Annotated in this window: 10 protein-coding genes and 1 pseudogene; 8 read left to right on the top strand and 3 right to left on the bottom strand. The window is 39.4% G+C overall.

Annotated features, from left to right (window positions below; translation table 11 throughout):
* Positions 1–45 precede the first annotated feature (45 nt).
* A pseudogene (locus F972_RS06890) lies at positions 46–862 on the bottom strand (hypothetical protein); the annotation flags it as partial.
* A 333-nt stretch (positions 863–1,195) separates the two neighbouring features.
* Here F972_RS06890 and argC point away from each other — a divergent pair.
* The 6 genes from argC (at position 1,196) to F972_RS06860 (ending at position 8,189) form a co-directional block, all read left to right on the top strand.
* Complete coding sequence (gene argC, locus F972_RS06885; RefSeq protein ID WP_004769349.1) at positions 1,196–2,245, top strand: N-acetyl-gamma-glutamyl-phosphate reductase; 1,050 nt, start codon at positions 1,196–1,198, stop codon at positions 2,243–2,245.
* 81 nt (positions 2,246–2,326) lie between these two features.
* Entirely contained in the window at positions 2,327–3,076 is a 750-nt protein-coding gene (locus F972_RS06880) for a DUF6776 family protein (RefSeq protein WP_004677325.1), read from the top strand.
* A 22-nt stretch (positions 3,077–3,098) separates the two neighbouring features.
* The gene (gene clpS, locus F972_RS06875) at positions 3,099–3,512 is read left to right on the top strand and encodes an ATP-dependent Clp protease adapter ClpS (protein ID WP_171062104.1); all 414 of its coding nucleotides are present in this window, start codon (positions 3,099–3,101) and stop codon (positions 3,510–3,512) included.
* A 518-nt stretch (positions 3,513–4,030) separates the two neighbouring features.
* Complete coding sequence (gene clpA / locus F972_RS06870; RefSeq protein ID WP_004758003.1) at positions 4,031–6,316, top strand: ATP-dependent Clp protease ATP-binding subunit ClpA; 2,286 nt, start codon at positions 4,031–4,033, stop codon at positions 6,314–6,316.
* Positions 6,316–6,678 carry a YnfA family protein gene (locus F972_RS06865; RefSeq protein WP_004758005.1) on the top strand — a complete coding sequence of 121 codons (363 nt, stop codon included), beginning with the start codon at positions 6,316–6,318 and terminating at the stop codon, positions 6,676–6,678. The genes clpA and F972_RS06865 overlap by 1 nt, the downstream gene beginning before the upstream one ends.
* Before the next feature lie 470 nt (positions 6,679–7,148).
* Positions 7,149–8,189 (top strand): 3-deoxy-7-phosphoheptulonate synthase, encoded by a 1,041-nt coding sequence (locus F972_RS06860; protein WP_004682048.1) that lies wholly within the window; start codon positions 7,149–7,151, stop codon positions 8,187–8,189.
* A 91-nt stretch (positions 8,190–8,280) separates the two neighbouring features.
* Here F972_RS06860 and F972_RS06855 read toward each other — a convergent pair whose 3' ends face one another.
* Positions 8,281–9,192, bottom strand: a complete 912-nt coding sequence (locus F972_RS06855; protein ID WP_004682046.1) for an alpha/beta fold hydrolase — start codon at positions 9,190–9,192, stop codon at positions 8,281–8,283.
* A complete protein-coding gene (locus F972_RS06850; protein ID WP_004682045.1) occupies positions 9,192–9,752 on the bottom strand; it encodes a PadR family transcriptional regulator in 561 nt (186 codons plus the stop codon). The genes F972_RS06855 and F972_RS06850 overlap by 1 nt, the downstream gene beginning before the upstream one ends.
* Positions 9,753–9,876: 124 nt before the next feature.
* Here F972_RS06850 and F972_RS06845 point away from each other — a divergent pair, with 124 nt between their 5' ends.
* Both F972_RS06845 and F972_RS06840 read left to right on the top strand, forming a co-directional pair.
* Positions 9,877–11,901 carry an NADPH-dependent 2,4-dienoyl-CoA reductase gene (locus tag F972_RS06845; RefSeq protein WP_004769346.1) on the top strand — a complete coding sequence of 675 codons (2,025 nt, stop codon included), beginning with the start codon at positions 9,877–9,879 and terminating at the stop codon, positions 11,899–11,901.
* A 72-nt stretch (positions 11,902–11,973) separates the two neighbouring features.
* The gene (locus F972_RS06840) at positions 11,974–12,381 is read left to right on the top strand and encodes a nuclear transport factor 2 family protein (RefSeq protein ID WP_004682042.1); all 408 of its coding nucleotides are present in this window, start codon (positions 11,974–11,976) and stop codon (positions 12,379–12,381) included.
* The last annotated feature ends 193 nt before the right edge of the window (positions 12,382–12,574 follow it).

Genomic DNA, 12,574 nt, shown 5'->3' with positions numbered 1-12,574 from the left:
TCACTTATAAATAAGCTTTTAGTTGTTCAAACATGTGGGACCACCTCTATCTCCACGAATTGTTTTCGCATCCAGATAGCCATCCCGTAAATCTATAGCCAGATTTTTGGTAAATTCTGTAAGGGTATTATTTGGAAATTGATTTGCCCATTGCTTTAAATAGCCAAAACTTAAATATGTAGTTGTATAGAGATTGGCTTGTTGAGCCAAATTCATATTTTGTGGAGTAAAAGCGCTTAATAAATAGGATGGTTCAAGATTGTGAATATCCATTCCACTAAAAGCATTTAATAAAGCAATGCTTACATCACCAGATGCCATTTTTAGATGTAGTGAACTAATGCGTGTTGGGTCTTCTGGCTCATTAGGTAGTTGTCCAGATCGGATTAATGCTCGTTGATAAATAGCTTCAGAACTTGGATTAATAAAAAATTTTTTGAGTTAGATTACTAGTATCAACGTCAACGAGTGCGTGTAAGGTCATAGAAAAATTCTGATACTGACCACTGATAAAATCATAGATTAGTGAATTCGGAAGAGTTGATATCTCAACTCTATATAAATGACTACGATTAAGCACTATTGGTAATGTAAGGCTCAAGTTTGTTGTTGTACTTAACGTCTGTTCAAGAACGATGGAGTTATCGGTATTGTCGAGAACCTTAACAACGACATTACGCATTTCTACAGGAACTTTAATGTCAAAATTCTTTGGTTTTGGAACTGTAATAACAGGGGTATTCTCAATACGTGCCTTACTTTCACCACTACCACAGCTAATGAGTACCGAACTTAATATAAGTGTGCCTAAGCCTAAACCAATATGACGATATGTTCTTTGTTTTACACTCAAAGAAGGCATTCCCGCTCTCCAAAATTTGCATCCATGAAATTTATTATTACCGCATGGTTTTTATTCTATGCGAATACTTCAATGATTCAATAGTATTTTTTGACCAGTGGTAAAATCGGCATCAGTAAAACGATTTAAAAATATCTTTTACACTGTTTTTTGCTGAATAGCGAATCTTTTACAGTGATTAAATCCCGTATGTGCTGATTCCATGAATTTCTGGATTTGTTATATATAAAGCCATAAACATAACAAACACTATATAAGTTATAGGGTTGTGGATTGTGAAAATCCCATCAAACTGCCATACTAGTGGTACATATATCATTTGAGGTAGAGCACGTGATTTCTGTTGGAATTGTTGGGGGAACTGGATATACAGGCGTTGAATTATTGCGTCTATTATTAAGACATCCACAAGCTCAAGTGCGTGTTCTAACTTCCCGAACTGAAGCAGGAAAGCGTGTCGCGGATATGTTCCCAAGTTTACGTGGACATACTGATCTTGAGTTCTCCGATCTTAGTCTGGATCTGCTCAAGCAATGTGATGTTGTGTTTTTTGCAACACCTCATGGAGTTGCAATGCAACATGCTGAAGAACTCATTGCTGCTGGTACAAAGGTCATCGATCTTGCTGCTGATTTCCGTTTACAGAATTTAGAACAGTTTGAGAAATGGTATGGCATGCAACATAGCTGCCCAACGGTATTGAAAGATTCAGTATATGGCCTGACTGAACTGAATCGTGAAAAAATTAAAAACGCCAAGGTGATTGGTAATCCAGGTTGTTATCCAACCACAGTACAATTGGGTTTGGCGCCTTTGTTAAAAGCGCAAAATCAACTCATAAATACAAAAAGCATTATTGTTGATGCAAAATCAGGCGTATCTGGTGCAGGTCGCAAAGCTAGCCTGGGCATGATCTATAGTGAAAATGCGGATAATTTCAAGGCTTATGGTGTTGCGGGTCATCGTCATCATCCTGAGATTGTTGAGGCCCTAGAGAATATCTCAGGTCAACAGGGCCAGTTTGACCAGCTTATTTTTGTACCCCATTTAGTGCCCATGATTCGTGGCATGCTCAGTACCATTTATGTAGACCTGACAGAGCAAGGCCAGCAAACTGATTTGCAGGAACTTTACCAAAGTTTTTACCAGCATGAACGCTTTGTGGATGTGATGCCAGCAAATAGTTCTCCAGAGACTCGTAGCGTCCGTGGTGCAAATGAGCTTAGAATTGCATTATACCGTCCTCAACCAAGTAAACTCATTATCTTGGTTGCACAAGATAATCTAGTGAAAGGTGCTGCTGGCCAGGCAGTGCAAAATATGAACCTCATGTTTGGTTTTGATGAGGCTGCTGGTTTGAATGGTATCGGTTTATTACCATAAAAAACGCTTTTTTACTTCACACACATTTAAATATGGATTTAAATGTGTGCTTTGATGTAGTCCATAACGATAGAGATGATGATGGAAAACGCTGAACCGACCACTTTACCAGAGAGTTCCGTTAACAAAAATAAATTCCTCAAAACGAATTTACCTTTAGTCATAGCTGCAACTTTACTTATTGGCAGCAGTTTTATGCTTGGTTACACTGTCGGTCATCGTCAGGGATTAACCGTTGTGGGTTATGATGCGGACGCAGAACAACTTGTTGATGTTGTACAGAAGCAAAAAGCCGCGCTCGATTCTGTAAGCAAAAGCCTGAATGCCGCTGTGCAAGAACGAGATATGGCTGTTGGCAATGCAGAGGAATTATTCAAGGGAATTAATCAGGCCAATGCAGATAAAGCGCAATTTGCAAGCATGAATACCATTTATCGTGACATTCTTAGGCAGCGTGGCGGTCTAAGCTTAACGGTTCAGGATTTTGCGATTAAATCACTTCCTGAAAATGCTTTTGAATATCAGCTGGATCTGGTTCAGGTGAGTCCAAATAAACGCCGTGCAATGGGTACAGTTGAATTACGTTTGATTAAGGACACTGAAATACTGGATATACCGTTAGAGGATAAAAACTTTAATTTTGAAGACTTTGAGCGCTTGACTGGTCGATGGACCATGCCAAAGGGCTTTACACCCCAATTTATCGAAGTGCGTTTATCAGGTTCAGGTACGCCTGTAATTAAACGTTTTAGCTGGCAGCGTGGCAAGCCTGTTGATGTAAGTTCTGCTTTCGTGTCGGAAATCCCTCAAGCTGAAGCAAATGCCCAGTAAATTTTTAGATTAAGAACTTAATATGCGAAGATACAGACGTCAAATGAATTTAAGTGAAGTGAAAAATTCCTTTCATCAATCGGGTTATGTTGACTGGCACTTGAATCCACGTTTAGGTGATTCGCAAGAGGATCATGAGGGTGAGGTGGTTGTGCAAACAGCCCCGCCAGAATTGAAGCGGCCACCGCTCTATGTTGTTGTTTTAATGAATGATGATTACACACCAATGGACTTCGTGATTGAGGTGCTGCAAAGCTACTTTGCAATGAGCTTTGAACAGGCAAATCAGGTGATGTTAACCGTTCATTACGAAGGTAAGGGCACTGCTGGTGTTTACCCAAGGGATATTGCCGAGACCAAAGCCAATCAAGTGAATAATTATGCGCGTTCTCAAGGACATCCATTATTGTGTCAGATCGAACCTGAGCAGCGTTAAAAAAAAGCAACGCTTTTTAGCTGCGCAAGACGAGCAACTGTGTTGGGAGTGAAAGCGTTAAAAAAAGCAACGCTTTTTAGCTGCGCAAGACGAGGGTTATACCCGAGTGGTAGAGGATAAAAACAAAGCGAAGCTTTGTTCCGAGCGTAAGACGAGCAACTCTGTTGCGAGTAACAGCGTTGGAAAAGCGAAGTAATTGCGGAATATATTCCTCTTAGAGTAAATTTATCAAAAGTTAACATTAATCAGTGATTCTTTAAATAAATAATAAATCTGCTGTCTTTTTGAACGATTAGATAGGTCTTATTCTCTTTGTAATTGAATTTTTACAACAATACGATGTTTTGAATCTTGACCAAGATGCTCAACTAATGCTAACAGTAGATTATGAAGTCAAGAGCTTTGTAGGCATAGATGAAATGGCAATTACAGAAGCTCTGGCGGATCAAGTTAATAATTCGCTTTTTCATTAAAAGAGAGGTCTTTTTTTGATGGAGCCCAAGATATAAGGGGGTTACATGCTCAGTCGTCAATTGGAAGTGTCGTTACGTTTGGCTGTTAGCATGGCTCGTCAAAAGAGACATGAGTTTCTAACCGTTGAACATTTGTTGCTTGCCTTACTTGATAATGATTCGGCCGTAAATGCGTTAAAGGCATGTGGCGCTGATATCGTTACCTTACGTAAGGAGTTAGAGGAATATGTAGAGCAACATACCCCGAAACTTGGTGACAACAGTGAACAGGCACCTCATCCAACGGAAAGTTTTGATCGGATTCTGCAACGTGCAATTTTCCATGTTCAATCTAGTGGTGGAGACCGTACAGTTGAAGGTGCAGATGTTTTGGTTGCGATGTATTCGGAACGAGACTCTTTTGCAGTTTATTTGCTTAAACGCCATCAAATCAATCGTTTGACTTTAACTCAGTATCTTTCTCATGGTACGCGTAAAGATGAGATTCAGGTTGAGGAAGAAGTTGAGGATATTGAGGGTGAAAATGCAGCTTCTGCCAATGCGGGCCCATTAGAGCAATATACACTTAATCTCAATATTGAAGCACAAAAGGGTAAAACTGATCCTCTGATTGGACGCGAAAAAGAAATTGAGCGTGCAGCACAAATTTTATGTCGACGTCGTAAAAATAATCCGTTGCTTGTCGGTGATCCAGGTGTAGGTAAAACCTCGATTGCGGAAGGTTTGGCGTGGTTGATTGTTAACGGCAAGGCCCCGAAACCACTTGCCAATGCCGAAGTTTATAGTCTGGATATTGGTGCTTTGGTTGCAGGGACTAAATATCGTGGTGACTTTGAGAAGCGTTTAAAGCAATTGCTCAATGCTTTGAAAAAGAATCCAAATGCGATTCTATTCATTGACGAGATTCATATGATTATTGGTGCGGGCTCAAGTATGGGCAGTACTATGGATGCATCGAATCTGATTAAACCTGCATTGGCAAATGGAACTTTACGTTGTATTGGTTCGACGACATTCCAAGAGTATCGTCAGGTTTTTGAGAAAGACCATGCATTGTCACGTCGTTTCCAAAAGATTGATGTCAATGAACCAAGTATAAGCGAAACGATTGAAATTTTACGTGGCTTGAAAAGCAAGTTCGAAGATTTTCATCATGTTGAATACGATGATAAATCTCTCGTCGCTGCTGTTGAGTTGTCGGCTAAATTTATCAATGATCGTTTTTTACCAGATAAAGCCATCGATGTGATTGATGAGGCTGGTGCACAGCGCCGTTTAAAAGCTGAGGTTGATAGTTCAATGATTTCTGTAGAAAACATTGAAGATATCGTTTCCAAGATCGCCCGTATTCCACCGAAAACTGTGTCTAAAGATGACAAGACAGTACTTGAGAATTTAGAGCGTGACCTAAAACGTGTTGTGTTTGGTCAGGATGAAGCGATTACAGCACTTGCATCAGCGATCAAATTATCTCGTGCGGGCTTAAAAGCACCAGATAAACCAGTGGGTAGCTTTGTGTTTGCTGGTCCAACAGGCGTGGGTAAAACAGAAGTCACCAAGCAGCTAGCAAAACTACTGGGTGTGGAGCTAGTCCGTTTTGATATGTCTGAATATATGGAGCGTCATGCGGTTTCCCGTTTGATTGGTGCGCCTCCAGGTTATGTTGGATATGATCAAGGCGGTTTGTTGACCGATGCAATCCATAAAAATCCGCACTGTGTTCTATTGCTGGACGAAATTGAAAAGGCGCATCCAGATGTATTTAACTTGTTACTACAGGTGATGGATCATGGTGCGTTGACAGATAACAATGGTCGCAAGTCTGATTTTAGAAATGTGATTATTGTTTTGACCACCAATATTGGCGCAGAAAGTATTGTACGTTCAAGTATTGGTTTCACTGAGCAAGATCATAGTACAGATAATCAGGATGCCATGAAACGTGCATTCTCACCTGAATTCCGTAACCGTCTGGATGGCGTGATTCAATTTAAGGCACTTCCAACCACTGTCATTGATTCAGTGGTAGATAAGTTCTTAACAGAATTACAGGCACACCTAGATGATAAACAAGTGGTACTTGAGGTTGATCAAAGTGCGCGTGACTGGTTATCCACCAATGGTTATGACCGTCTGATGGGTGCTCGTCCAATGCAACGTCTGATTCAGGAACATTTGAAAAAGCCACTTGCTGAGATGATTTTATTTGGTGAGTTGGCTGAGCATGGCGGTAATGTTGCGGTTTCTGTGAAAACAGAAGATGGCAAAGAGGTAGGTTTAAAACTGGAAGTGTTTGAAGATCATATTAACCCGAGTGCTGAACCTGCTTAATGTTTGAACTCTCTTTTTCGATAACCCAAGTACTTAAAGTATTTGGGTTATTTTTCGTCACAGCAATTGCTGAAATTTTAGGTTGTTATTTTCCTTATTTGATTTTGAATCAAGGAAAGTCGCATTGGTTATGGGTTCCTACGGCTTTAAGCTTAACAGTCTTTGTTTGGTTACTGACTTTGCATCCTGCGGCATCAGGTCGTATTTATGCAGCCTATGGTGGAATTTATATTTTTACTGCCCTGATGTGGTTGCGTTATGTTGATCAAGTCATGCTAACGCGTTGGGATATTTTAGGTGGGATCGTTGTTGTTTGCGGTGCTTGCCTGATTATTTTACAACCGCAAGATTTGGTTCGTTAAAGGCGTGATCTCGAATTGGTTTATTTTTCAACTATTCTATGGATGAAAACACGAAAGGTCAAATTTTACTATTTTGAAGTTTTGATTAAAAAAGATAAAAAGTGCTTGTCAAATGCTGAAATAGTGCGTAATTTAGAACTTAGGAACAGTTTTTAGATATTTTAAAGAAACATGTTAAAGCATACTGTAAACACAAACGCATATTTTTATTTCTGGCACTATTAATGGTTGCCTGATGCGTTTCGGGCAGCAAAAAGGTTGCCCAACCAGTTAATACCTGATCGGCAACCCCGATCAGGTTTTTTTATGCTTTAACATTTATTATTTTTGGAGCAATACCATGTATACATTTAACTATTCATATTTTAGCAAGATTTCTTGGTTTTACTTTGCAAAAAAATCAACATCACTTAGATCACACTTGCTCAAATAAATGATGGGACTGAACAACAGTCCAAAGGAAATCAATAATGAATGCTTTAAATGCTGCTTTGACACAACCACACACTCATTCAAAAGAATCAATACTTAGCTTGCCATCACAACTCAAAGCACAGTATCCCTTGTCTGCAACTTTAGCGCAGCAAATTTCAAACCATCGTCAAACCATTCAGAATATTTTATCAGGTCAGGATCATCGTTTAATGGTGATTACAGGACCTTGCTCGATTCATGATCCTATCGCAGTACTTGAATATGCTGATCGCCTCCAAAAACTACAAGAACAGGTAAAAGATCAAATATTTTTGGTGATGCGTGCGTATATTGAAAAGCCACGTACTACAGTGGGTTGGAAAGGTTTCTTATATGATCCAAATTTGGATGGATCATCAGATTTACAATTGGGTTTAGAAAAATCCCGTGAACTTTATATTCAATTGATTGAAAAAGGCTTGCCGATTGCCAGCGAAATTTTAAGTCCCATGGCAACAGGTTATTTCGATGATTTATTGGCTTGGGGTGCAATAGGTGCACGTACCAGTGAATCACAAATTCATCGTGAAATTGCTAGCCATATGCCATATAGCATCGGTTTCAAAAATGGTACAGATGGTTCAATCCAAATTGCTTTGGATGCGATTCAGTCTGCACTGCATGGTCATCAATTCTTGGGGATGACTCAACAAGGTTTACCTGCAATTTTGCATAGTAATGGAAATCCATTACCACATTTGATTTTGCGCGGTTCAAATCATGGAACTAATTATGATTTGGCTTCAATCCAAGCCATGCACTTTAAACATAAGCATTTACCTGCGTTAGTCATTGATTGTAGTCATGGGAATAGTGGTAAAGATCCATTACAACAGCCGAATGTTTTAAAGCAGATTATTGCAGAGCGGAGTGAATCCAAAGTTCGTGGTGTAATGCTTGAAAGTCATTTGGTTGATGGCAATCAAAAAATTTCTTGCAATATGACTTATGGCCAATCCGTCACAGATGGTTGTTTAGGTTGGGATAAAACTGAACAGTTATTGCTGGATGTTGCTGAGCAGATGAGAAGACATTAAATTGATTTAACAGCCAGTTTATGAATAAGCTGGCTATTTTTTGCGTAAAAATAGCCTAAGTAACTAGGCTATCTAAAATCAATAAGCTAATCTACTGGCTTTGATTTTCTAAAAACTTGCCAATTTCCTGACTAAATTTTCTAGGTTCAGTAATTAGTGGTGTATGCCCAGAACGTTCAAAATAAACCGCTTTGGCATTGCTCAGACTTTTAGCAATGATGGTTTGCCCCGTTTCAGGATAAAGTGTTGAACCACGCCCAATAAAGAAAGTGGTTGGACAGTTCACTCGACTAATGGCTTCGCGATAATCCTCAGTATGATTTAAATAGTTTTCCACATACCAAAGCAGGTAATCCAAACGCTGGATAGGCAATAAATATTTTTGTAAAGAAGGGCGGTTGAGCGCTGCTTTAAATAGTTTGCCACTATAAGGATTGCTACTTTGTAACTCAAGAAAATTACTCCATGCGTTGACTAATTGATCACGAGCAGATGCAGCTAAATCTTCAAATTGGGTTGCCTGTCTATTTGCTGAGAGTACGTTTTGAATATCCAGTAGCAGCGATTTAAATAGGGGATGCTTTTGCCCAAGTAAACCATATTGCCAGGAATCATCCACAGGAATCTTTGGGGTTTGGTCAATATGCAGATAGGCTTTGAGTTTTTGTGCCAAACCACCGTGCTTAAAGCCATGCATGGCTGTGGTTGCACCCATGGAATAGCCAATCAGAATAAATTGGTCTAACTTGAGTTGCTTGATGAGGGTATTCACATCATTCCAGTGACTTGAGATTGCATCCATTTCAGGAATAGCACAGTCTTTTGAGCCGCCAAAACCACGCCAGTCGGGAATGATAAATTCATATTTTTTACGGCTTGCAAATAAAAATGGAAGCCATAGCCAGCTTTGCATGCCCAATCCTGACAGGACGAGTACAGGTTTGCCCTCACCAACACGTCTGACAAACAATTTTTCCTGATCAGGCATGGTATAAAACGGCATTATTTTTCTCTAGCTCCGTTGGCTTTTTCAAACTTTTTAAGTTGTGGAATCATTTGTTCTAACCATCTTATCCATTCGATTTCTTTAATGATACCGAGTTCCAGAATCATTTTATGAATAAATAAGACACGATTAGTAGGTTCATTATTTTTAAAATCCTTATCATGGATGGTTTGATAAAGACTAAGTTTTTCTTTATGAAGTTCTAGATGTCGTTCAAGTTCAGGCAAAATATTATTGCCGCCAAGTTGTGCTTCGGCCCTTAATCTAACCATCAGGTCATCACGCAGCTGGGCAGGCTCGCTTTGTTGTTCAACCCATGCAGCAAGTTCTATTCTGCCTAGTGCTTCGACTTGATAGGTTTTTTTTCGGCTGTTTGCAGCCTGTTCTTCTAATGTAGAAATCCATCCTTTTTTCAGCATTCCATTGAGTTCGCGGTAAATTTGCTGATGAGTCGCGTTCCAAAAGAAGCCCATTGAACGGTCAAAACGACGAGCTAAATCAAAACCTGTACTTGGTTTCTCTAATAAGCTTGTCAATAAAACATGGGCAAGTGACATGATGATCCGTAATAAAAAATGACTCATCAGAATTATGCAATATGTTGCATAAAAATCAAATCTTGTTTATAAGTTTATGCAACAAGTTGCATTAGCAAGCAGATTGCTAGCCAAAGGAGAAAACATGTCAGCTTATCCACATTTATTACAACCACTTGACTTGGGTTTTACCACATTAAAGAACCGTGTGCTTATGGGCTCTATGCATATTGGTTTAGAGGAAGCACCTCAAGGCTATGAACGTATGGCTGCATTTTATGCAGAACGTGCCAAAGGTGGTGTAAGTCTGATTGTAACTGGCGGTGTTTCTCCAAATGATGATGGTGTTGTATTTGCACACGGTACAAAATTAGATTCCGTCGAAGAAGCTGAAAAACATAAAGTTATTACTCAGGCTGTACATGAAGCTGGTGGAAAGATCGCAATGCAAATTTTGCATACGGGGCGTTATTCTTATCAAGCAAACAATGTTGCGCCATCAGCGATTCAAGCGCCCATTAATCCAATCAAACCTAAAGCATTAAGTTCGGCAGAAGTTCAGCAAACGATTGATGACTTTGCCAACTGTGCCAAGCTTGCACAATATGCAGGGTATGATGGTGTTGAAATCATGGGTTCAGAAGGTTACTTGATCAATGAATTCATTGCTGCTCGTACCAACCACCGTGATGACGAATGGGGCGGTAGCTACGAAAATCGTATCCGCTTTCCTATTGAAATCGTTAAACGTACTCGTGACTTAGTTGGCGAAAACTTTATTATTATTTATCGTTTATCGATGCTTGATTTAGTCGAAGGTGGTTCAAGTTTAGAAGAAGTTGTACAACTTGCTAAAGAAATTGAAAAAGCAGGTGCAACAATTATCAATACAGGGATTGGTTGGCACGAAGCGCGTATTCCAACGATTGCAACGAAAGTACCGCGTGCTGCATTTACATGGGTAACTGAAAAGCTAAAAGGCTCAGTTTCAATTCCGTTAATCACATCGAACCGTATCAACACACCTGAAATGGCTGAACATGTACTGGCTTCAGGTCATGCGGATATGATTTCGATGGCTCGCCCAATGTTGGCTGATGCCGATTTTGTATTGAAAGCGAGTGAAGGTCGTAGTGATGAAATCAATACCTGTATTGGTTGTAACCAAGCATGTTTAGATCATATTTTCTCGATGAAGATTGCAACATGCTTAGTTAATCCACGTGCATGTTATGAAACTGAGCTGATTTTTAAAGAAACAAATGCAATAAAAAATATTGCAGTAATTGGTGCAGGTCCAGCGGGTCTAAGTTTTGCAACATATGCAGCGAGTCGTGGTCATAAAGTTAAAGTGTTTGATTCAAATAATCAGATTGGTGGTCAGTTTAATATTGCTAAGACCATTCCTGGTAAAGAAGAGTTTTACGAAACTTTACGCTATTTCAAACGTCAAATTGAGTTACAGCCGAATATTGAGCTGGTACTCAATCATACAGTGACTTATGAAGAACTCAGCCAGGCTAATTATGATGAGATTGTTGTTGCAACAGGTGTAACACCGCGTCAATTACAATTTGAAGGTATTGATCATCCAAAAGTATTGAGCTACATCCAAGTATTAAAAGAGCGTGTTCCAGTCGGTAAGCGTGTTGCGATTATTGGTGCTGGCGGTATTGGTTTTGATACGGCTGAATATTTAAGCCATGAGGGTGAAAGCGGTAGTTTAAATCCACAGAAATTCTATGATGAATGGGGCATTGATACCACTTATGCGCATGTAGGTGGCTTAAAACAGCCTGAGCTAGAGAAATCTGAACGTGAGATTTACCTATTACAACGTAAAACAGCCGCTGTTGGTGCTGGATTAGGTAAAACGACTGGTTGGATTCATCGTACAGGCTTAAAACATCGCGATGTGAAAATGATTGCAGGCGCAAGCTATGACAAAGTGGATGATCAAGGATTACATATTACTGTAGATGGTCAGACCACAGTGTTAGATGTTGATAATGTTGTGATTTGTGCTGGTCAAGAATCATATACAGCAATGTTTGATCAACTCAAAGCAGATGGTAAGAATGTTCACTTGATCGGTGGTGCGAAGGAAGCTGGTGAATTAGACGCTAAACGTGCGATTCGTCAAGGTGCTGAGTTAGCAGCAGTTCTATAAGTAAAAGATGAGACATTCTCTATGTTAGGAGAATGTCTCAAACTTCATTAGCTAAAATATAAGGAAATTACAATGACAATCGAAACAACTAAGCAAGCGCTAGAAAAATGGCATCAGATGATCAAAACAGGTGATATGTCATCTTTAAATGAATTACTGGCAGATGATGTCGTGTTTCGTTCGCCTGTGGCATACAAACCTTATGAGGGCAAGCATGTGGTATTTTTTATCCTGACCAATGTAATTCAAGTTTTTCAGGACTTTACTTATCACCGTGAATTTTATACCGAAGATGGGGAAAATGTGGTACTGGAATTTAGTGCCAATGTCAGCGGAAAATCATTAAAAGGCATCGATATGATTCGTTTTAATGAGCAAGGTAAAATCATTGATTTTGAAGTGATGATTCGCCCAATGAGTGGCTTGGCGGCATTGGCTGAACAGATGGGCGCAAGATTTGCTCAATATCAACCAAATTAATTAATACAAAATAGCCTAAGTAAAAATAATCCCCAAAATTCTCTGTACACGACAAAAATAGATAACTCATTGAAATAATGTCACAATAATTGTTTTCTAACGACGAATACTATGACACATCTCAATGAGTTATATCTTATCTTAAACAAATCTCTAAAATGGAACAAGTCACATTTAAAGTGCTTTTCGCTCA

The organism is Acinetobacter sp. CIP 102529 (assembly GCF_000368325.1).
In the GTDB taxonomy this organism is placed as follows: domain Bacteria; phylum Pseudomonadota; class Gammaproteobacteria; order Pseudomonadales; family Moraxellaceae; genus Acinetobacter; species Acinetobacter parvus.
The sequence above is the reverse complement of the archived record's forward strand: the minus strand, read 5'-3'. Positions and strand labels throughout refer to the sequence as shown.

Bases quoted from the DNA above. Each gene is read 5' to 3' on its own strand.
- F972_RS06860 (WP_004682048.1), top strand. From the start codon at position 7,149: ATGAATGCTTTAAATGCTGCTTTGACACAACCACACACTCATTCAAAA.
- F972_RS06880 (WP_004677325.1), top strand. From the start codon at position 2,327: ATGGAAAACGCTGAACCGACCACTTTACCAGAGAGTTCCGTTAACAAA.
- F972_RS06845 (WP_004769346.1), top strand. From the start codon at position 9,877: ATGTCAGCTTATCCACATTTATTACAACCACTTGACTTGGGTTTTACC.
- F972_RS06855 (WP_004682046.1), bottom strand. From the start codon at position 9,192: ATGCCGTTTTATACCATGCCTGATCAGGAAAAATTGTTTGTCAGACGT.
- clpS (WP_171062104.1), top strand. From the start codon at position 3,099: ATGCGAAGATACAGACGTCAAATGAATTTAAGTGAAGTGAAAAATTCC.
- F972_RS06840 (WP_004682042.1), top strand. From the start codon at position 11,974: ATGACAATCGAAACAACTAAGCAAGCGCTAGAAAAATGGCATCAGATG.
- F972_RS06865 (WP_004758005.1), top strand. From the start codon at position 6,316: ATGTTTGAACTCTCTTTTTCGATAACCCAAGTACTTAAAGTATTTGGG.
- clpA (WP_004758003.1), top strand. From the start codon at position 4,031: ATGCTCAGTCGTCAATTGGAAGTGTCGTTACGTTTGGCTGTTAGCATG.
- F972_RS06850 (WP_004682045.1), bottom strand. From the start codon at position 9,752: ATGTCACTTGCCCATGTTTTATTGACAAGCTTATTAGAGAAACCAAGT.